This window comes from Streptomyces sp. NBC_01463 (assembly GCA_036227345.1).
Classification (GTDB): domain Bacteria; phylum Actinomycetota; class Actinomycetes; order Streptomycetales; family Streptomycetaceae; genus Streptomyces.
Genome location: CP109468.1, coordinates 3,318,526 through 3,338,752, shown reverse-complemented (window position 1 = coordinate 3,338,752; position 20,227 = coordinate 3,318,526). Strand labels below are relative to the sequence as shown.

At 69.4% G+C, this 20,227-nt stretch carries 17 protein-coding genes; 14 read left to right on the top strand and 3 right to left on the bottom strand.

Features of this window, described 5'->3' with window-relative positions; genetic code table 11:
* Positions 1-12: 12 nt before the first annotated feature.
* On the bottom strand, positions 13-1,311 hold the full coding sequence (locus OG521_14545) for an amino acid deaminase (protein WUW21942.1): 1,299 nt from the start codon (positions 1,309-1,311) through the stop codon (positions 13-15).
* Between the two features lie 203 nt (positions 1,312-1,514).
* On the opposite strand from OG521_14545, the gene OG521_14540 reads away from it, so the two are divergent.
* The 4 genes from OG521_14540 to OG521_14525 all read left to right on the top strand — a co-directional run bounded on the left by OG521_14540 (position 1,515) and on the right by OG521_14525 (position 5,338).
* Positions 1,515-2,570, top strand: coding sequence for a sugar kinase (locus tag OG521_14540; GenBank protein ID WUW21941.1), 1,056 nt, complete (start codon positions 1,515-1,517; stop codon positions 2,568-2,570).
* Positions 2,567-3,325, top strand: coding sequence for an IclR family transcriptional regulator (locus OG521_14535; GenBank protein WUW21940.1), 759 nt, complete (start codon positions 2,567-2,569; stop codon positions 3,323-3,325). The genes OG521_14540 and OG521_14535 overlap by 4 nt, the downstream gene beginning before the upstream one ends.
* Positions 3,326-3,331: 6 nt before the next feature.
* Positions 3,332-3,742: a RidA family protein gene (locus OG521_14530; protein WUW21939.1), complete on the top strand. Its 411-nt coding sequence runs from the start codon at positions 3,332-3,334 to the stop codon at positions 3,740-3,742.
* Positions 3,743-3,862: 120 nt separating this feature from the next.
* On the top strand, positions 3,863-5,338 hold the full coding sequence (locus OG521_14525; GenBank protein ID WUW21938.1) for a GntP family permease: 1,476 nt from the start codon (positions 3,863-3,865) through the stop codon (positions 5,336-5,338).
* Positions 5,339-5,393: 55 nt separating this feature from the next.
* Here the strand turns inward: OG521_14525 and OG521_14520 are convergent, their stop codons facing one another.
* A complete protein-coding gene (locus OG521_14520; GenBank protein WUW21937.1) occupies positions 5,394-7,703 on the bottom strand; it encodes a serine/threonine protein kinase in 2,310 nt (769 codons plus the stop codon).
* A gap of 219 nt (positions 7,704-7,922) precedes the next feature.
* Positions 7,923-9,590: a glycoside hydrolase family 18 protein gene (locus tag OG521_14515; protein ID WUW21936.1), complete on the bottom strand. Its 1,668-nt coding sequence runs from the start codon at positions 9,588-9,590 to the stop codon at positions 7,923-7,925.
* Positions 9,591-10,280: 690 nt separating this feature from the next.
* Between OG521_14515 and OG521_14510 the strand changes: the two genes are divergently transcribed.
* From OG521_14510 to OG521_14465, 10 genes are all read left to right on the top strand, one after another.
* Positions 10,281-11,141 carry a hypothetical protein gene (locus OG521_14510; GenBank protein WUW21935.1) on the top strand — a complete coding sequence of 287 codons (861 nt, stop codon included), beginning with the start codon at positions 10,281-10,283 and terminating at the stop codon, positions 11,139-11,141.
* Between the two features lie 169 nt (positions 11,142-11,310).
* Positions 11,311-12,021, top strand: a complete 711-nt coding sequence (cpaB, locus tag OG521_14505; GenBank protein ID WUW21934.1) for a Flp pilus assembly protein CpaB — start codon at positions 11,311-11,313, stop codon at positions 12,019-12,021.
* A gap of 7 nt (positions 12,022-12,028) precedes the next feature.
* Complete coding sequence (locus OG521_14500; GenBank protein ID WUW21933.1) at positions 12,029-13,276, top strand: AAA family ATPase; 1,248 nt, start codon at positions 12,029-12,031, stop codon at positions 13,274-13,276.
* Positions 13,277-13,384: 108 nt separating this feature from the next.
* A complete protein-coding gene (locus tag OG521_14495; protein WUW21932.1) occupies positions 13,385-13,864 on the top strand; it encodes a pilus assembly protein in 480 nt (159 codons plus the stop codon).
* 23 nt (positions 13,865-13,887) lie between these two features.
* Positions 13,888-14,262, top strand: coding sequence for a pilus assembly protein (locus OG521_14490; GenBank protein ID WUW26683.1), 375 nt, complete (start codon positions 13,888-13,890; stop codon positions 14,260-14,262).
* Positions 14,263-14,298: 36 nt separating this feature from the next.
* On the top strand, positions 14,299-15,639 hold the full coding sequence (locus OG521_14485; GenBank protein ID WUW21931.1) for a CpaF family protein: 1,341 nt from the start codon (positions 14,299-14,301) through the stop codon (positions 15,637-15,639).
* A 59-nt stretch (positions 15,640-15,698) separates the two neighbouring features.
* Positions 15,699-16,637 carry a type II secretion system F family protein gene (locus tag OG521_14480; GenBank protein WUW21930.1) on the top strand — a complete coding sequence of 313 codons (939 nt, stop codon included), beginning with the start codon at positions 15,699-15,701 and terminating at the stop codon, positions 16,635-16,637.
* Positions 16,638-16,665: 28 nt separating this feature from the next.
* The gene (locus OG521_14475; GenBank protein WUW21929.1) at positions 16,666-17,553 is read left to right on the top strand and encodes a type II secretion system F family protein; all 888 of its coding nucleotides are present in this window, start codon (positions 16,666-16,668) and stop codon (positions 17,551-17,553) included.
* Between the two features lie 75 nt (positions 17,554-17,628).
* The gene (locus tag OG521_14470) at positions 17,629-18,972 is read left to right on the top strand and encodes a histidine kinase (protein WUW21928.1); all 1,344 of its coding nucleotides are present in this window, start codon (positions 17,629-17,631) and stop codon (positions 18,970-18,972) included.
* A gap of 62 nt (positions 18,973-19,034) precedes the next feature.
* Positions 19,035-20,114, top strand: a complete 1,080-nt coding sequence (locus tag OG521_14465; GenBank protein WUW21927.1) for a response regulator transcription factor — start codon at positions 19,035-19,037, stop codon at positions 20,112-20,114.
* The last annotated feature ends 113 nt before the right edge of the window (positions 20,115-20,227 follow it).

Sequence of the window (20,227 nt, the reverse complement as noted above, 5' to 3'; positions counted from 1 at the left end):
CTTTCGAGGGGATCAGAAGAACGTACGGATGTAGTCCGTGACCGTCCCGTCCGCCTCCACGAGCGGGATCAGCTGCCACTTGTCGAAGCTCGTGCAGGGGTGCGAGAGCCCCATCCCCACCCAGTCCCCGACCTCGACCGAGGTCTCCTCGTCGGTCCGCACCCACGTGTGCTGGTCGGACAGTCCGGTGATCTCGACCCCCGACGCCTCGCGCACCGATCCGTCGCGCCCGGACCGCACGACCTGCGCCTGCGGCAGGTCCAGGTCGTAGGCGGCGTCCCGCTTGCCCGCGTTCAGGAAGGCCTGCCCTGCGGACGGGCGGGAGACGACCTGGGCCCAGAGCCGGAAGGCGGGCCGCAGCGCACCCTCCTCGGGGACGCGGTTGAAGGGGGTGAGGTGGCGGTAGTGCCCGTCGTCGTGCGAGACGTACGCCCCCGACCTGAGCAGCTTGCACACGGGGAAGGAGAGTTCGGGGATCTCCGCGAACACGTCCGCCACCGCGTCGAACCACGCGCTGCCGCCCGCACTGATCACGATGTGCTCACCGGCGTCCAGCGCGCCGAAGCGTCCCGCCGCGTCGAACGACGCGGCCAGCGCGACGAGCCGGCGCAGCCAGTCCCGCACCCGCTCCCCGGAGGCCTCCGGCACCTCGCCCTCGTACCCGGCCACGCCCACCAGCCGCAGCGACCCGGTCGCGGCCACCGCGTCGGCGACGGCCGCGCACTCGGCCTCGGTGCGCGCGCCCGTGCGGGCTCCCTCGCCCGCGCCCAGCTCCACGACGACGTCGACCGGGCGGGTGGCGCCCGCCGCGCGCAGGGCCTCGTCCATCAGCCCGACGCCGCGCACCGAGTCGACGTAACAGACGAAGGTGAAGCCGGGGTCCGCGTTCAGCTCGCCCGCGAGCCAGCGCAGCGAGGCCGCGTCGACGACTTCGTTGGCCAGGAAGATCCGCTGGATCCCGAACGCCCGGTAGACCCGCACCTGGTGGGGGACCGCGGCGGTGATGCCCCAGGCGCCGTGCTCCAGCTGGCGGGCGAAGAGCTGGGGGGACATCGACGTCTTGCCGTGCGGGGCGAACGCGAGGCCGTGGCGCTGTGCGTACGTCTCCAGCAGGGCGAGGTTGTGCTCGACGGACTCGGCCGACAGGGCGAGCACCGGAGTGGTGAAGCCGCCGGTGAAGAGGTTGCGCCGCTCGGCGGCCAGGGCACCGACGGTCAGCCCCTCCGCGTCGGGCGGCAGCGCCTTGAACCGGTGGTCCACCCGCTCTTCGGCCAGTCCGGCCAGTCCGGCCACGAGGCGGTCGGCAGCCATGGGGGCTCCTTCTTGCTTGATTGCGGTAAGTCGTCGTGCTCAGTTCGTGGGTGTCGTGCGCCGCCGTGCGCCGCCGTACACCCACCTACGTTGCAACATATGCAACACCCATTGCGTATATCGCTCAAGGCTGTCTAACATCCTCGCCGACGCCCGGTCAATGGTGAGACCCGGTGCCGCCCGCCCGATCACGAGGAGCCCGAGTGTCCGGAACCCCGGCCAGGACCGACGCCGCCACGACCCCTGAGGTCGTGTGCCTCGGTGAGTCCATGGTGACGTTCCTGCCCTCGCAGCCCGGGCGCCTCGCCGACGTACCGGCCTTCGGCCGCGGGATCGGCGGCGCCGAGTCCAACGTGGCCTGCGCCCTCGCCGCGGCCGGACACCGGGCCGCCTGGGTGAGCCGGGTCGGGGCCGACGGCTTCGGCGACCACCTCGTCGACACGGTCTCCGCGTACGGCGTCGACACCTCCGCCGTGCGGCGCGACCCCGCCCGCCCCACCGGCATCTACTTCCGCACGGCGACGGACCGCGGCACCGACGTCCACGAGGTGGCGTACTACCGGGCCGGATCCGCCGCCTCCGCGATGTCCCCGTCGAACGTCCCGCACGAGGCCCTCTCCGCCGGCCGGGTCCTGCACCTGTCCGGCATCACCGCCGCACTCTCCGCCGACTGCCTCGCGCTCCTGCGCGAGCTGACGGCCCCCCGCCCCGGCCGCCCGTTCGTCTCCTTCGACGTCAACCACCGCCCCGGCCTGTGGCGGGACGGCGAGGCGTCCCCCGAGGTCCTGCTGGACCTGGCCCGCGGCGCTGACCTGGTCTTCGTCGGGGAGGACGAGGCGGAGGAGGCCTGGGGGATCGTCGGAGCCGAGGCGATCCGTGCGGCGCTGCCGGAGCCGGAGGTGCTGGTCGTGAAGCGGGGCGCGGAGGGCGCGACGGTCTTCTCCGGGCTCCGCCCCGGAGAGGCCGAGGAGGTCACCGACGTCCCCGCCCTCCGGGTCGACGTCGTCGCCGCCGTCGGAGCCGGCGACGCCTTCGCCGCCGGGTTCCTCTCCGCCACCCTGCGCGGACTGCCCGTCCGCGACCGGGCCCGGCACGGCCACCTGATGGCCGCCGCCGTCCTCACCGTCCCCGGCGACCTCACCGACCCGCCCTCCCGCGACCGCGCCGACCGCCTCGTGGCCCTCGACGACACCGCCTGGGGCAGACTGCGTCTGGGCCCCGGGTGGACGGGGGACGACCAGGAGGTACGTACGCAATGAGCCAGACCGTCGACCGGGCGCTGAGCATCCTGCCGCTGCTCGCCCAGGGACCCGCCGACCTCGGGCAGGTCGCCGAGCGGCTCGGCGTCCACAAGTCCACGGCCCTGCGCCTCCTGCGTACGCTCCACGAGCACGGACTCGTCTACCGCCAGCAGGACCAGCGCTACCGCCTCGGCGCACGCCTCTTCGCGCTCGCCCAGGAGGCCGTCGAGAACCTCGACGTACGGGAGATCGCCCACCCGCACCTCGTCGAACTGAACGCGACCTGCGGACACACCGTCCACCTCGCCGTGTACGAGGAGAACGAGGTCCTCTACATCGACAAGGTCGAGAGCCGCTACCCGGTCCGGATGTACTCGCGCATCGGCAAGCCCGTCGCGATCACCGTCGCCGCCGTGGCGAAACTCCTGCTCGCCGACCTCACCGAACCCGAGCGGCGCGCCATCGCGGAGAAGCTCGACTACCCCATGTACACGTCCCGTTCGACCCCCGGCGCCGGCGCCTTCCTCAAGGAGCTCGTCGCCGTACGCGAACAGGGCTGGGCCACCGATCTCGGTGGCCACGAGGAGTCCATCAACTGCGTCGGCGCCCCCATTCGCGGCGCCGACGGGCGCGTCGTCGCCGCGATGTCGGTCTCCGCACCGAACGTGGTCGTCACGGCCGAGGAACTCCTCACCCTGCTCCCCCTGGTCCGTCGCACCGCCGACACCATCAGCCGGGAGTACTCCGGCACCACCCAACCCAAGAGAGCCTGATCAGCGATGACCGACAAGACCCCCCTCACCCCGAGCACCCACACCGCCCCGCCCGCGAAGTTCTCGCACGGGGTGCGCAAGGGGAACATCCTCCAGGTCGCCGGCCAGGTCGGCTTCCTGCCCGCCGTCGAGGGCCAGGCGCCGACCCCGGCCGGCCCGACCCTGCGCGAGCAGACCCTCCAGACCTTCGCCAACGTCAAGGCGATCCTGGAGGAGGGCGGCGCGAGCTGGGACGACGTGATGATGATGCGCGTCTACCTCACCGACGTGGACCACTTCGCGGAGATGAACGAGATCTACAACGCCTACTTCGGCGAGCAGAACCTGAAGGAGGCCCCCGCCGCCCGCACGACGGTCTACGTCGGCCTGCCCAAGGGCCTGCTCATCGAGATCGACGCCCTCGCGGTCCTCGGCTGATCCCGACCCTGATCCAGTTGCCCCACCGCACCACCCGGCCGGTCACGGCGCCCCGCCCCACCAGGGCGCCGTGCCGCGGTCCGCCCTGCTCAGAACCCATGGAAAACAACGGAGTTACCCATGCAGCTCGCCGCCAGCCCCCCACCGGTCGAGACGCCACCCCACACCGGTGGACTCCTCCTCCTCATAGACGGGACGGCCGGTCTGCTGACCGTCGCCGTCCTCGGAATCGCGCTCCTCCTCTTCCTGATCATCAAGGTCAGGCTGCAGCCGTTCGTCGCGCTGCTCGCCGTCTCCATAGCCGTCGGCCTGGGCGCCGGACTCTCCGTCACCGAACTCTTCGGCACGGTCCAGAAGTCCGCCGCCGTCTCCGTCATCGAATCCGGCATGGGCGGCATCCTCGGCCATGTGGCGATCATCATCGGCCTCGGCACGATGCTCGGCGCGATCCTCGAAGTCTCCGGCGGAGCAGAGGTGCTGAGCGCCCGCCTGCTGAACCTCTTCGGCGAGAAGCGCGCCCCGCTCGCCATGGGCCTGACCGGTCTGATCTTCGGTATCCCGGTCTTCTTCGACGTCGGCATCTTCGTCCTCGCACCGATCGTGTACGCGGCGGCCAAGCGCTCCGGCAAGTCGATCCTGCTCTACGCGATGCCGCTGCTCGCGGGCCTGTCCATGACCCACGCCTTCCTGCCGCCGCACCCCGGCCCCGTCGCCGCCGCCGGCCTCTTCCACGTCTCGCTCGGCTGGGTCATCCTGATGGGCGCCGTCGTCGGCATCCCGTCCGTGCTGGCCGCCTGGGTCTACGCCGCCTGGATCGGAAGGCGGCTCTTCGTCGAGGTCCCGCAGGACATGGTCGAGGCCGCCGAGGAGGCCAAGGCCGCGGTCGTCGCCGAACAGCGCGCCGCCGGAGTCGCCCCGCACGAGGCACCCGTCGCGCTCGGCACCGTCCTCGCGATCATCGGCACCCCGCTGGTGCTGATCCTCGCCGCGACCTTCTCCTCCATCGCGCTGGACCCCTCGACCCTCCGCTCGGTCGTCGAGTTCTTCGGCAACCCGTTCGTCGCCCTGACGATCGCGCTGCTGCTCGCCTACTACCTGCTCGGCATCCGGCGCGGCTGGTCCCGCAAGTCCCTGGAATCGGTGTCGACGTCGTCCCTCAAGCCGGTCGGCAACATCCTGCTGGTCGTCGGCGCGGGCGGCATCTTCGGCGCCGTCCTCAAGAGCAGCGGCATCGCGGACGCGCTCGCCGACACCTTCAACGACGTCGGCCTCCCGGTCATCCTGCTCGCCTGGCTGATCTCGGCCGTGCTCCGCATCGCCCAGGGCTCGGCGACGGTCGCCATCGTCACCACCGCCGGCATCGTCGTCCCGCTCGTCGAGGACCAGGACTTCTCGCAGCCGCACCTGGCGCTGATCATCATGGCGATCTCGGCCGGCTCGATCATCGCCTCCCACGTCAACGACGGCGGGTTCTGGATGGTGTCGAAGTACTTCGGCATCTCGGAGCGCGACACCCTGAAGTCCTGGACGGTCCTGGAGACGGTCCTGTCCGTCGCCGGGTTCGTGGTCGCGGCGCTGCTCAGCCTGGTGATCTAGGCCCTTCGGCCCGCGTGGACACGCGGGCCGGTACGTGGGGCGGGTACTGGCCGGTTCAGGCCGCCGAAGCGCAGATGATGCTCCGGCCCTGGTTCACCGGCCAGTACCAGAACCGCTCGCCCCGCCCCGACGGGCAGGTCCAGTTCTGTCCCGCCTTCGGCGCCCGGTAGAACCCGGTGATCCGGAGGATCGACTGACCTGCCTCTGGCACGGTCGACGCGTTGCAGCCCCAGACCACCGTCAGATCGGCGTTGGTGGCCCCCGTGACGTCCGCGGGGAAGCACTGACCCACCTTGTAGACCCGGTCGAGGCAGAGCGTCCGGTCGACCCCGTCGTCACCGGACCTGCTCCACCAGGTGAAACCCGCCCCGGTCTCGCAGGAACCGGAGGCACCGGAGCGGGTGCTGACCTGGTTGACGTGCATGTACGCGTTCGAGGCGCCGCAACTGACGCGGAACGGACGCTCGGCGCTCATGTCGCCGTGCCCGTCGTTGTACACGTTGAGGCAGTCACCGGCGTGGACCGCGGCGAAGGCCAGGTCGGTGGCGTCCGGGGTGGGAGTGGGCGTGGGAGTGGGTGTCGGGGTGGGTGTGGGCGTCGGCGTGGACTCATCCACGGACCCGCTGTCGGTATCGGAATCGGAATCGGCATCGCTGTTCGTGTCCGTATCCGTGCCTGAGTCGTCCGTGTGGGTGCCGAGGCCGCTGCCGGACGTGAGGGACCCCGGACTGCTGCTGCTGGCCGAACTCCCGCCACCGCTCTCCTCGTTGCCCGCCGTTTCCCAGGGCTGCCAGACGAGCAGGGCGATGACCGCGGCAATGGCGATCAGCCAGCCCAGCCCGGATGAGCTGCCCGATGAGTTCCCGGAGGAGCCGGTCCGCGGGGCGGCCGGACGGGCCGGGGCGCCGGGGCCGGCCGGCCCGGAAGGACCTGATGGCGCGGTGCTGGGCGAGGACGTACGCGCCCGCGCGGCACGCTCCGCCCGCTGCGCGGCCTCCCGCTCGGCCCGCCTCCTCGCCTCCCGGTCGGCCTGAGCCCTCGCCGCGCGGTCCCGCTCGGCCTGCTCCCGGGCCGCCCGGTCGCGCTCGGCCTGCTCGCGGGCCGACCGCTCCCGCTCGGCCTGTTGCTGCGCCGCGCGCGCCCGCTCGGCGCGCTCCTGTTCGGCCTGCTGAGCCTGTGCGTCCCGCCGCTCGGCCTCCAGCCGGGCCGCCTCGGCCCGCTCCCGCTCGGCACGCTCCTGTTCGGCCTGCTCGGACCGCTGCCGTTCCGCCATCTCCGCGAGGACGGCCAGATCCTGCCTGGCCCGTTCGCGGCGGGCCCGGTCACGGGCCGCCCGGGCCTCGCGCTCCGGCGGGTAGACGAGCGTCGGCGGCGGGGGCGGCACCACCCTCGTGGGCCCGGCGACGGTCGGCGCGGTGGGGCTCACCGCGCCGGGACCGCCGCGGTCGTTCGCGAGCTCCAGGCCCTGGGTGGCGTACGCGCCGACGAGCGCGGTCCACCGCGGCGGCAGCCACCGGGTGCCGCTGTGGGACTCGGGCAGGCCTGCCTGGTCCCTGCGGAAGCGGGCGAGCAGGTCGCCGGGCTCGGGGCGCCCCGCCGGATCGACGGCCAGGCAGGGCCGGATCGTCGCGACGAGCTCCTTCGGCAGCCCGGCGAGGTCGAGTTCGCCGCGCTGGACGCGGGCCAGCAGCCGCAGGGTGTCGCCGTCAGCGGCGTAGGGCGGCCGGCCGGTGGCGAGCAGGAAGAGGGTCGCGCCCAGGGAGTAGACGTCGGACGCGGCGGTCGAGGCCTCGCCGCGGGCCTGTTCGGGGGAGGTGAACGCGATCGTGCCGAGGGTGAGCCCGGTGAGCGTGAGGTCGCTGGCGTGCGAGATGCCGAAGTCGATGACGCGGGGGCCGTCCAGCGGCAGCAGCACGTTCTGCGGCTTCACGTCGCGGTGCACGATGCCCACCCCGTGCAGGGTGACCAGTGCCTCAGCGGTTCCGGCGGCGATCCACCGTACGGCCGACGCGGGCAGCACCCCGCAGGTCCGCACGAGTTCGGAGAGCGGCGGTGCGGCGATGTAGTCGATGGCCATCCACGGCCGATCGGCGTCCGGGTCGGCGTCCCGCACACGCGCCGTGTACGCGCTGTTGACCCGCTGGGCGAGCGACACCTCCCGGGCGAAGCGCCGCCGGTCGACGTCGCTGACGGTCCCCTCGGCGAGCAGCGTCTTCACGGCGACGAGACCCCGCCCGCCGTGCTCCGCGCCGCGGGCCAGATAGATCCGTCCCATCCCGCCGGACGCCAGCCGTCCGATCAGCCGGTACGGCCCGAGCGTCGCCGGATCGTCCCCGCCCAGCGCCTGAACCCGCGCCCCGGCCATGTCACTCCCCCCGTCGCACCACCACCGCGCCCCACAACGGTGCCACGAGGCCGCCCGAACAGCCATGGAATGCGGGAAGTCCCGGACACTCTGTTGCGGGTCCGGGACAACCCGGGGACGCCGGCCGGACCCCGGACATGCAGCAGCGCCACCGGGGGAGCGGCGGCGCTGCTGGTCAGTGAGGCCGGCCGGGCTCAACAGGCCCCGGTCCGGGCGGTGTTACGGGAGCGCGTGGACGTGCGGGCCGACCGCGTTCGACCAGGCGTTGCCGGACGTGGCGTCCCAGTTGGTCGACCAGGTCATCGCGCCGCGCAGACCGGGGTAGGTCTTCGACGGCTTGAAGGAGCCGCAGCCGGTGCCCTTCGCGAGGCAGTCCAGGGCCGCGTTCACGATCGACGGGGCGACGTAACCGCTGCCCGCGCCCCGGGTGGAGGCGGGGACGCCGAGGCCGACCTGTGACGGGTCGAGGCCGCCCTCCAGCTGGATGCAGGCCAGCGCGGTGAGGAAGTCCACCGAACCCTGCGAGTAGACCTTGCCGTCGCAGCCAAGCATCGAACCGCTGTTGTAGTACTGCATGTTGACGACGGTGAGGATGTCCTTGATGCCGAGCGCCGTCTTGAAGTACTCACCCGAGGTGGACTGCATGTCGATGGTCTGCGGCGCCATCGTGATGACGAGGCCGGAGCCCGCCTTCTGCGAGAGCGAACGCAGCGCCTTCGTCATGTACGTGGAGTTGAGGCCGTTCTCCAGGTCGATGTCGACGCCGTTGAAGCCGTACTCCTGGATGAGGGAGTAGACCGAGTTGGCGAAGTTGGTGGCGGAGGCGTCGCTGTTGACCGAGACGGACCCCTTCTCACCGCCGACGGAGATGATGACGTTCTTGCCGGCCGCCTGCTTGGCCTTGATGTCGGCCTTGAACTGGTCGACGGTGTAGCCGTTCAGGCCCGCCGAGTCCAGGTTGAAGGTGACGGCGCCGGGCGTGGCCGTGGCGTCGGCGAAGGAGACCGCGATGATGTCGTAGTTCGCGGGCACGTCGCTGAGCTTCTGAACGGTCGCGCCGTTGTTGAAGTTCTGCCAGTAGCCGGTGACCGCGTGCTTGGGCACGGACGTGCCGGGGTTCGGGTTGCCGGTGCCGGAGGTGGCGGTGCGGCCGCTGACGGTCGCGGACTTGACGGACTCTCCGGCCGCGTTGGTGGCGGTCACCGCGAACTGGTAGGCCGTGTCGGCCGCCAGCCCCGTGATCGTCGCCGAGGTCCCGGTGGAGGTGGTGGCCTTCGCGCCGTCCTTGTAGACGGTGTAGCCGGTCGCGCCGGACACCGCGTTCCAGGACAGGGGCAGCGAGGAGGAGGTGGGCGTGCCGACGGCGAGACCGGCGGGGGCCGCGGGGATCGTCGGGCCGGGGTCGGTGCCACCGCCGCCGTCGGGCCCGCTGACCGAGACGTCGTCGACGACGTAGGCGGCCTGCCCGTACCAGCCGTGCGTGTACACGGTGACGGAGGTGGTGCTGGGCCCGGTCTTGAAGCTGGTCGAGAGCTGGGTCCAGCTGCTGGAGCCGGGGGTCCAGGTCGACACGTCGGTGGTTCCGGTGCCGCTGGCGCCCAGGTAGGCGTAGCCGCCCTGGACCCAGGAGCTGAGTGCGTACGTGGAGTTGGGCTTGACGGCCACGGTCTGGGTGCACTTGGCGTTGTCCTGGCCGGCCGGGGTGGCCTTGAGCGCCGAGGTGCCGCCGTGCACGGGGGAGGAGACGGTGGCACCGGAGCCGCCGGAACAGGTCCAGTTGGCGAGGCCCGACTCGAAGCCGGCGTTCTTCGCGACGTTGACGTCGGCGGCGGAGGCGCTGCTGACGAGACCGGTGAGGGTCAGCGCGCCCGCGGCGACGACGGCCATGGCGGATCCGAGGAGCGGGCGGCTGTGACGTCTTCTGCGGCTGGTTGCGGGGGAACGTTCCACTTGCTGCCTCCGGGGGGAAGTCGGGGATGGCGGGGAAGCGACACGGATGCCGGGGGTGCGGCACAGGGGGGTGCTGGGGTGTGGAGCCGAGGAACGGAACGGTGGCCACCGCTGGGCGCTAAAACTGGTCCAGACCAATCGAGTTGTCAAGACCTCTGGCAGTGAACCGTCCCAACAGGCGTGGTGGGAGGGGTGACGGACGCGGCGCGGTCCGTAGCTCGTCCGGGTGCGGGTGGCCCCAGTAGGCCCGGGGACCCTAATTCGGGCCCAGAGTTCACATTGGGCCCACCGGAAACACCGGAGCCGTCGAATGAAAGCGCTGCCGCGCCCCCTGACGTGCACCGAAGACGAAAGGATCATGAATTGCCTTGGTAGGCACGGCTAAGCCGATGAATCGTACGGAATTTAACAACCGGTCACTTGGGCCGATTTGTCATGCGAACGACCCGTGGGGGGTTCGTGAGCCCTGCCTCACTGGGCCCTGAAAGGTGTTCTCTGCCCCGCACTACGTGGATAAAGTGCTGATGCGGGAGCGTCCGGGTAAGGAGCACCTGGCAGGAGCGATTGCGGCCGGCGGTACGCGGCGGCCGGAGCCGAACGGGGAACAGCGTGCCGACAGCAATAGCAGTGACCAGTGCTGACCTCGTGCTGCCTCCGACCGATCAGCAGACGCCCACGGCCGTGGTGCTGCGCGCGCCCGACGATCAGCCGCTGGAGCAGGCGCTGAGCGACATGCACCTGCTCCTGGAACAGCACGGCTACGTCATCGCGGTCTACCCCGCCAGCATCCCGCCTGCTCACGAGCGGCGGATGCACACGATCCGCGCGATGCTGGAGAGCGACCGGATCGCACTGCTGAAGGTGGATCTGCCCCCTTTGGGTGTTGCGGTACTGGTGCGCCAGTTGCGGCAGTTGTCCATCTGCGACTTCAGCGCCGGCGTGGTCGCATCCGCCGCGAGGCTCCTGTCCCACTACATCTACTCGGGCGCCCTCCTGAACTCGGTCACCAAGCTGGACCGGGTGCCCGTCAGCCTCAAGACCCACGCGAAGTCATGGGTCCCCGGCTCGCAGTTCGGTGTGCTGGCCAACCCGAACCCCCAGCTGATCAAGGTCGGTACGGGGGAACTCGCCGGACCCGAATTCGGCACCCATCTCCTGGTCGCCAAGGGGCAGTTGCAGTCCGACTGGGTGACGACCACCATCGCCCCCGCCTGGCAGGTGCAGGCGGTTCACGAAGCGACGCTGCCCGCGGATTCACCCGCTTGGTGGGGAACTTCGAAGATGATCGAATTCGCCGCCTTTCTGCCCGATATCTCACTGATTTATCAGCTGGTTTCTTCGGTTCGCAGGGAGGTCTGTACCTGGTGCGGAAACGAACTCATCGGCGACCGCTGTGGCCTGTGCTCGGCCCCGCTCAAACCGCCGGAGAACCAAACGAACGGTTCCGGTGTCCTGAACCAAGGAACACCCATGCACCACGGGTCGTGAGCCACCGCGATCGCGGTGCTCCGCTGCCGCACCCACGGCAGCCCGGCGAACAGCGCATGGCGGCCCGTCCCGAACGGGCCGCGGCACACCGTGACCCGCGACGGCCCGACCCCGCTCCGCCCCTCAGTCCGCTCATCGGCCCACGTCTCCCAACGAGGTTGCTCCGCTCATGAACTCACGGCAACGCCGCGGCGTCATCCTTCTCCTCCTCTCGGTCCTCTGTGCCTTCGGTGCGTTCGCCGGTGTGCTCTCGGTGATCAGTGATGTGAACTCGAAGGTCGGTCCGGAGGTGACTGCCTACCAGGTGAAATCGGATATAGCCCCCTATCGGGAGCTGGATCCCGGGCAGTTCGAGAAGGTCTCGATGCCGAAGCGCTGGCTGTCCAAGAACGCGGTCACCGACCTCTCCGTCCTCAACGGCAAGATCGCCGTCACCAACCTCCGCAAGGGGTCCCTGCTCCAGGACGACATGCTCGTCAAGCGCCCCAAGCTGGAGAACGGCCAGCAGGAGATCGCGATCATGATCGACGCCGCGACGGGCGTCGCCGGCAAGATCCGTCCGGGCAACCTCGTCAACATCTACGCGACCTTCGCGGGCCAGACCGACAAGGACAAGCCCACTTCTCGCGTGATCGTCCCGAACGCCAAGGTCATCGACGTCGGTCAGCTGACGTCGCTGGACCCGAAGGGTGACGACCGCGGCGGCCCCACCGAGGCCGTGCCGATCACCTTCGCCCTGGACACCACCGACGCCCAGCGCGTCGCCTACGCCGAGTCCTTCGCCGAGCACGTCCGCCTCGCACTCCTGCCCGACGACAGCCCGACCACCCTGCGTCCCGGCGAGGGCAGCTACAACCTCGACGAAGACAAGAACAAGTGAGGACTGGATGAGCACACGAATCCTCCCGGCTGTCGGCGATGCCGACGCCGCCCGATCCATCACCACGCTGCTCAGCCAGCTCCCGGACGCGGAGCCGGCCGGGCCGCTGGGTGACTCGACCTCCCTGCTCGACACACTGGCCCGGCTCGCCTCGGAGTCGCTGGACGAGCTGCCCGAGGTCGTGCTGGTGCATGAGCGGATCGGTCCGGTTCCAGCCCTTGAGCTGATCCGGGAGGTGGCCCTGCGCTTTCCGGCGGTCGGGGTCGTGCTCGTCACCGCCGACGCGAGCCCCGGGCTCTACTCGGCAGCCATGGACTCCGGCGCCCGCGGCCTGGTCGGCCTGCCCCTCTCGTACGAGGAGCTGGCCCAGCGCGTCCAGGCCGCGGCCGGCTGGTCCGTCGGAGTCCGCCGCCACCTGGGGGCGGGCGCAGAGGTCTTCACCGGCCCCGGCGGCACGGTCGTCACGGTCAGCGGCGCGAAGGGCGGAGTCGGCACCACGGTCACCGCGGTCCAGCTGGCCCTGGCCGCGGCGGCATCGGGCCACACGGTGGCCCTCGCCGACCTCGACCTCCAGTCGGGGGACGTGGCGTCCTATCTGGACGTGCAGTTCCGCAGGTCGATCGTCGACCTCACCACCATCCAGGACATCTCACCGCGAGTCCTCCAGGACGCCCTGTTCAGCCACGACAGCGGGCTGGCCCTGCTGCTGGCACCGGGTGAGGGGGAGCGCGGCGAGGAGGTCAGCGACCGGGTCGTACGCCAGACCATCAGCGCACTGCGGCACCGCTTCGAGATCGTGATCATCGACTGCGGTACGCAGATGAACTCGGCCAACGCCGCGGCGATCGAGATGGCCGACCGGACGCTGCTGGTCACCACCCCGGACGTGATCGCCGTCCGCGCGGCCAAGCGCATGGTCCGGCTCTGGGACCGTCTCCAGGTCCGCAAGGCCGAGGAGACGATCACGGTCATCAACCGCTACACCCGCAACACGGAGATCCAGCCCCCGCTGGTCGAGAAGATCACGGCCACGAAGGTGGCACGGATCGCGGTCCCGGCGAACTTCAAGGAGCTCCAGGCGGTGGTCGACGCCGGCCGCATACAGGACCTCGAGGCCAAATCCAGTGTGAAGCAGGCGCTGTGGGGGCTCGCGGGAGATCTCGGTCTGGTGAAGAACGCCGAAGGCGCCGACAAACAGGGCAAGTTCAAGGGTGACCGCGGATCCGTCGGCGGTCGGCGCGGACGTACGAAGTGAGTGGCGCGGCGAGCAGCGATGCGAGCCCCGATGTGAGCAGTGATGCGAGCAACGAAGCGATTACCGAAGCGATTCCGAAGCGATGAGACCGAGGGGGACCGTTGAATCATGACTCTTCTACGAACGGGCCGGCCGCCGGCAGGGCCGGGTAGCCGGAGCACGGAGATACCGGGGTCGGCCGTCGGCCGGCGCCGCGGCCGGAAGTGGGCCGACCGGGGGCAGACCGCCGTCGAGTTCGTCGGCACGCTGCCGTTGATCCTGGTGACGTTGGCGATCATGTGGCAGGCCGGGATGGTCTGCTACACGTATGTGCTCGCGGGCAACGCGGCGGACAAGGGTGTGAGGGCGGCTTCGGTCGCGGAGGGCAACCCGCGCGCCGCGTGTGAGGAGGCCGTACGCGAGGACATGCCCAGTGCCTGGGACACAACCGTCGACGAGTGCGGCGGAGACCTGCTCAGCGACATGGTCACGGCGCGGGTGGAGGTCAAGGTTCCTCTGCTCTTTCCGGGTGCGTTCGACCTGCCGTGGCACGCGACAGGTGAGGCCAAGGCCAAAAACGAGAACCAGGGATGGGGACTGGGATGGTGACGCAATCTTTGCGACGGCAGCTCATGGCCGGCCGCACCATCGCGCCACGCGTCACGCGTCAGCGCGGCCAGGCTGCCGTCGAGTACGTGGGGGTTCTCACTCTTCTCCTCGTTGTTTCGCTCGCCGTGGTTCAGCTCGGCATAGCCGTCTATGCAGCGCAGCAGGCCGGTACCGCGGCCCGGTCGGGAGCACGAGTGGCTTCGGACAAGGGTGAGAGCAGGCGCGCGACGTCGGTCGCACTCGACTCCATGAGCGGGTGGCTGGCCGACGGAGCCCACGTCTATCCCACCACCGGGTGGGACGAGGTGACGGTGAAGGTGAAGGTTCCCATTCCCTCGCTCCTGCCGATGTTCAAATTCGGTTCTGTCACGAAGACCGTCACCATGCCCCGTGACTGATCCAGCATCACCGCACCACGACAGGGAGTTGACGAAATGAGCTTGCGGGCGCGCATCACCAGTCCTGAGAAGACGACCGGCCTGACCGAAGAGAGCCGGCTGGTCCAGGTCTACCGCGCCAAGCTTCTGGAGGAGATCGACCTCGCCGAGATGTCCGCCCTCGCGGCGGCCGAGCGCAGGGCGAGGCTCGAGCGCGTCCTGGGCCACATCATCAGCCGCGAGGGTCCCGTGCTCTCCCAGATGGAGCGCTCGCAGCTCATTCGCCGGGTCGTCGACGAGTCCCTGGGACTCGGCATCCTGGAACCTCTGCTCGAAGACGCCTCCATCAGCGAGATCATGGTCAACGGACCCGAGCAGGTCTTCGTGGAGAGACGCGGGCGTCTGGAGCTCCTCCCGATGCGTTTCTCGTCCAACGAGCAGCTGATGCAGACCATCGAGCGCATCGTCTCCACGGTCAACCGCCGTGTGGACGAAGCGAATCCGATGGTCGACGCAAGGCTTCCCTCGGGTGAGCGTGTCAACGTGATCATCCCGCCACTTTCACTCACCGGCCCGATCCTCACCATTCGACGGTTCCCCAGGGCGTTCACGCTCCAGGAGATGATCGGGCTCGGCTCGTTGGACGAACACATGCTGATGCTGCTCTCCGGGCTGGTCCGCGCCAAGTTCAACGTGATCGTGTCGGGGGCGACCGGTACCGGGAAGACGACCCTGCTCAATGCACTGTCGGGTCTGATCCCCAACGGAGAGCGCATCGTCACGATCGAGGACTCCGCCGAGCTCCAGCTCCAGCAGTCCCATGTGATCACGCTGGAGAGCCGACCCTCCAACGTGGAGGGCAAGGGCCAGATCACCATTCGCGACCTGGTCCGCAACTCCCTGCGTATGCGCCCCGACCGCATCATCGTCGGTGAGGTCCGTGGCGGCGAGACGCTCGACATGCTCCAGGCGATGTCCACCGGTCACGACGGCTCGCTCGCCACGGTCCACGCGAACAACGCCGAGGACGCGCTGATGCGTCTGCAGACCCTGGCCTCCATGTCCGAGGTCGAGATCCCCTTCGTGGCGATCCACGACCAGATCAACAGCGCCGTCGACGTGATCGTGCAGCTGACCCGTCACGCCGACGGTTCCCGCCGCATCACTGAGATCGCGGTCGTCGACTCCCACGGCCGCGAGGACTACCGCATCATCTCGGTTTGCCGATTCAATGCTCAGCCGATGGCGGCGGACGGCCGGATCTACGGTCAGTTCGAGTACTACCCTCTGCCCCGGCGAGTAGCCCAACGCTTCTACGCGACGAGTGAGGCGATCCCGGCAGCCTTCGGCGTCGCCCACACGGAGGAGCAGCTGAACATGCGTAAATCCGCCGCCTGAGTCCGCTCCCTCCCCGCCACGTCCCCAGCCCGCCGCTCACCCAGAAGGCCTTGCCCGACATGGATAATCTTCCGCTCCTGACGATCGGCGTGACACTGCTCGCCGGTCTGTTCGCCGTCATAGGCGTGCACATCTTCTCGTCGGGCAAAGCTCAGCAGCAGATCCTGGCCGACCGGATGTCCCAGACGGGCCAGCTCACCATCGGCGGCCGCAACCGCCGCTTCCGAGGCGTGGACCGGCGGCTGCGCAAGACGACGCTGGGCAAGCGGATCGAGCGGAAGATCGCGGCGACAGGCCTGGACCTCACTCCCGGCGAGTACTTCGTCTACGTCGTGGCGGCCCTGCTCGGTCTCTACTTCGTGGTTGGCTCGATCTTCGCGCCGTTCTTCGGCCTCCTGGCCGCGTTGGTCGGTCTGTGGGGCGGTAACGCCTTCCTGAACTACCAGCGTGCCAAGCGCACCGAGGCGTTCATCAACCAGCTTCCGGAGCTGACCCGCGTCCTTGCCAACGCCACTCAGGCTGGACTCGCACTTCGCACGGCCATCAGCATGGCGGTGGACGAACTCGACGACCCGGCGCACGAGGAACTGCGCAGGGTGGCCGACCGCTTGGCTGTCGGACACTCGCTGGACGACGCGATGAACGAACTCGTCGAGCGCCTTCCCTCGCGAGAGCTGACCGTTCTGGTCTCCACCCTGATCCTCTCCAACCGGGCGGGCGGCACCATCGTCTCCTCGCTGCGCAACCTCACGGGGACGCTGGAGGAGCGCAAGGAGACCCGCCGAGAAGTCACCACGCTGCTGTCCCAAGTGAAGGTGACCGCGGTCGCCGTCCCGATCCTCGGCATGGGCTTCCTGCTCATCATCAACGGCATGCGCGCCGGTGCACTCGACGACATGACCGGCGCCACGCCCGGCCGGATCGCCGTCCTTGTCGCCGCAGGCCTTTACGCGCTCGGCTTCTTCCTCATCAACCGCATGACTCGCGTCCGTATATGACGGCCGAACTCAACAAGGAGGGGACATCATGGATCTTCTGATCGCGGCCGTCTTCGGGCTCGCCGTCTACGGAGCCTTTCAGGGCATCCGTATGTACCGCGCCGAAGCCAAGCTCCCCGGTGACATGGAGCTCGCCCTGGAGGTCGGCGCCAGCCGCACCACGGCTGCGGGTGGTCTGGCCGACCGGATGGGCATGCGTTACGCCCCTCGTGTCCTGTCGATGATGGGCCCCAAGCGCGTCGACAAGGTTCGGCGCAAGCTGGACATGGCAGGTAATCCGGGTGGTATGACCGTGGACCGCTATGCGGCTCGGCGTGCCTTCTACGGAGGGCTTGGAACCCTTGCGGCTCTGGCCATGCTCATGAATGGGCAACTTATCCTGGCGATACTTCTCTTTCTCTATGGCCTCTTCTGGACGGACGTGATCATCCGGTCCGCCATCGGGCGCCGGAAGGACGACATCGACCGGACCCTCCCGGACTTCCTCGACGTGCTCGCAGTCGTCGTGTCAGCTGGACTTGGCTTCCGGCAGGCCTTGGAGCGGGTTGCGGAGAAGTACCAGGGTCCGTGGGCGGACGAACTCCGCATCACCCTGCGCCAGATGGACATGGGCGTCAGCCGCCGCGAGGCTTTTGACCAGCTGCGCAAGCGGAACGAGTCCGAGCAGGTATCCATGTTCGTCTCGGCCCTTCAGCAGGGCGAGGAGCTGGGTGCCCCGATCGTCGACACGCTGATCCAGATCGCTAACGACATGCGCCGCACCGACGCGCAGAACGCCCGGCGGAAGGCATCGAAGGCCGTTCCCAAGGCCACCCTGATCGTCACCAGCTTCATGCTCCCCGGAACGATGATTCTGATCGTCGTCGGCTTCTACTACGCGGCCGATGTCAACTTCGGAGACATGTTCGGCAGCTGACCGGGATGCGAATGCAAGTGAACCTGTCCGAAAGGAGGTGAGGAGACTGTGGGCCCACGACCGTCCAGCCCTGCCTTGACTGGTGGACCTGACGCCCGGACGCCAGAAAGCACACCCGGTCACGTGCCGGCTCTGCCGATCCAGTTGAACGCCCTGCAGGCACTCTGCCGCCAACTGTTCGGCTTCCGGTTGGCGATGACCGCTCTGGCTGCCCCGTTCGCTCTAGAGGGTGTGCAGGACGAGGTCGGCAGCTGGCTGGTGGGGGCAGCCGTACTCATCACCGTCATGGTGTCCTACGTGCTGATGCGCGACTGGGAACGCTTCGGTCCGATCCTCCTCCGGCACCCCGCACTGCTCGCCGTGGACATGCTCTTCGGCGCGCTGCTGCTGTTCGCCGCTAGCCCGGGCTCGACACTCTCGTACGTCACGGTCTGCACTCCGCTTCTCGCCGGACTCGTGTACGGCTGGCGCGGTGGGGCGATCTTCGCTGCCCTGCAGTCGCTCTTGTTGGCCGCGTCCTTCGGCGTGAGCGAGGAGGTCGACGCGAATGCCTCCGCCCTTCTCGTGGTGGGGCTCTGCATCATGGCGGGAGCGGTCGGCAGTTCGTTGCGCAGTCTGCTCCTCAGGTTCGGTGCAGCATCCCAGGCGCTGACGGAGACCCGCGCCCGCCTCGCGGTCAGCGGTGCGGTGGAGGAGGAGCGCGCACGCCTGGCCCGCGAGATGCACGACTCCGTGGCCAAGACCCTGCACGGCCTGGCCATGGCAGCCGACGGCCTGGCCAGCACGGCCGACCGCATGGACCCGCTGACGGTGAAGCACCAGGCCGAACTCGTCGCACGCTCGGCCCGTCGCGCGGCGGCCGAGTCCCGGGAACTCCTCTCGGACCTGCGCAGGGAGTCGGGGCTCGACGGCGGAGTGGACGTGGTCGACGAACTGAACGCACGTACGGCCGACTTCGAGCGCCGGCACGGAGTCAAGGCCGTCTTCCGCCGCCTCGGCGACGGCCCAGTCCCACCCATCCCTCACGCCATCGCCCGCCACGCCCTCACCATCGCGACCGAGGCCATGGAGAACGCCCATCGTCATGCGCGGCCCAGCTATGTGGAGGTCTCCGCAGGGCTGGTCCGCGATGTGGTGCGCATCAGTGTGTACGACGACGGCGAGGGCCTTCCCCGAGGCACCTCGCTGGCGGACCTGCGCAAGGCCGGGCACTTCGGCCTCGTCGGCATGGTCGAACGGGCCGCCTCGATAGGCGCGCGCATCAGGATCGGCCGGGGCAGGGCGGAACGAGGCACCGAGGTCCGTCTCGATCTCTCTCTCGCCGCGATGAACCTTGCGCCACCCGCGTCACCATCCCCTCCCGCGTACCCGCCGCTGTTGACGCAGGTACCCGGTCAGCCAGTCAGATCCGACAACTGAATCCGCCCAACCGCTTCTGATCACTCCACAGTCCCCCATCCTTGAGAGAGGAGGCCCGCACCATGTCGGACGAGATCTCCCGCAGCTCCGGAGAGCAGTGGACGCAGCAGCCGCATGTCTCGCAGCACACGTCCTCGCACCCCAGCCCGCTCAGTTCGCCCCCCACCGGCGGTGTCCCCACACCCGATCCTCCCGGTGGATTCCCGGCATTCCCCAGCCCCGAGGCCATGCCCGTGGCACGGCCGCTCCGTGTGGTCGTCGCCGACGACAACCCCGTCGTACGGGCCGGCCTCACCGTTCTCCTGCACGGCCGCGACGACATCGACGTGGTCGCGGAGGCGGGTGACGGTCGGCAGGCGTACGAGATGGCGGTCCAGCACCGCCCGGATGTCGTACTGCTGGACGTACGCATGCCCGGAGTCGACGGCATCTCGGCCCTGCCCCATCTGGTGCGGCTCGCGCCGGTGCTGATGATGACGTACAGCCGGGAGAGCGAGATCGTCCATGAGGCGCTGCGCCTGGGCGCCGGCGGCTATCTGGTGCACGGGGAGTTCACCGCCGACCAGCTGGTGGCCGCCGTCCGTGACATCAAGGACGGCCGGGCCCACTTCACGTACTCGGCCAGCAGTGCACTGCTGGAGTCGGTGCGTGGGGGCGGAGGTCTGGGGCAGGACGGTCGGCCGTTGCCCGAAGGGCTGGGAACGGCGTTCACGGGGCCGGGCTACCGCCCCTCTGTCCCACAAGGGCAAATGTCTGCACCCGCACACGACACGCACGGGGCCTGGAGGCCGGGCCCTGGGACTGATCAGCAGGTCGGGGGTGTGCGGGCGGAGTTGGCAGGACACGGATTCCCGCAAAAGGCTTCGCTTCCGCAATCATCTGTGGCACATTCGTCCTCAGGGATTCCCCTCCCGGCACCCCAGGGCGTGCCGGGGGATCTGAGTGAACGGGAGGTGGAAGTGATGGACCTGATCGCGTCGGGCATGACCAATCAGCAGATCGCCGCCACCTGCTTCATCAGTCAGAAGACCGTCAAGAACCACATCAACCGCATCTTCGCCAAGTTGAACGCCGGCAGCCGGGGCGAGGCCATCGCCGTCTGGCACCGCATGTCGTCCGGGGGGTCGACGAGGCATGGCTGAGCAGACGATGGGCCCGAAGGCCCAACTGACTGAGTGGGCCCGGAGTTGGGCCCGCAGGCCCATGCGAGTGGGTGTTGCCCCGACGTACGTTTCTCATGTCGAAAGCGAGACCG

Bases quoted from the DNA above. Each gene is read 5' to 3' on its own strand.
- OG521_14545 (WUW21942.1), bottom strand. From the start codon at position 1,311: ATGGCTGCCGACCGCCTCGTGGCCGGACTGGCCGGACTGGCCGAAGAG.
- OG521_14535 (WUW21940.1), top strand. From the start codon at position 2,567: ATGAGCCAGACCGTCGACCGGGCGCTGAGCATCCTGCCGCTGCTCGCC.
- OG521_14530 (WUW21939.1), top strand. From the start codon at position 3,332: ATGACCGACAAGACCCCCCTCACCCCGAGCACCCACACCGCCCCGCCC.
- OG521_14525 (WUW21938.1), top strand. From the start codon at position 3,863: ATGCAGCTCGCCGCCAGCCCCCCACCGGTCGAGACGCCACCCCACACC.
- OG521_14520 (WUW21937.1), bottom strand. From the start codon at position 7,703: ATGGCCGGGGCGCGGGTTCAGGCGCTGGGCGGGGACGATCCGGCGACG.
- OG521_14515 (WUW21936.1), bottom strand. From the start codon at position 9,590: ATGGCCGTCGTCGCCGCGGGCGCGCTGACCCTCACCGGTCTCGTCAGC.
- cpaB (WUW21934.1), top strand. From the start codon at position 11,311: ATGAACTCACGGCAACGCCGCGGCGTCATCCTTCTCCTCCTCTCGGTC.
- OG521_14500 (WUW21933.1), top strand. From the start codon at position 12,029: ATGAGCACACGAATCCTCCCGGCTGTCGGCGATGCCGACGCCGCCCGA.
- OG521_14495 (WUW21932.1), top strand. From the start codon at position 13,385: ATGACTCTTCTACGAACGGGCCGGCCGCCGGCAGGGCCGGGTAGCCGG.
- OG521_14490 (WUW26683.1), top strand. From the start codon at position 13,888: ATGGCCGGCCGCACCATCGCGCCACGCGTCACGCGTCAGCGCGGCCAG.
- OG521_14485 (WUW21931.1), top strand. From the start codon at position 14,299: ATGAGCTTGCGGGCGCGCATCACCAGTCCTGAGAAGACGACCGGCCTG.
- OG521_14480 (WUW21930.1), top strand. From the start codon at position 15,699: ATGGATAATCTTCCGCTCCTGACGATCGGCGTGACACTGCTCGCCGGT.
- OG521_14475 (WUW21929.1), top strand. From the start codon at position 16,666: ATGGATCTTCTGATCGCGGCCGTCTTCGGGCTCGCCGTCTACGGAGCC.
- OG521_14465 (WUW21927.1), top strand. From the start codon at position 19,035: ATGTCGGACGAGATCTCCCGCAGCTCCGGAGAGCAGTGGACGCAGCAG.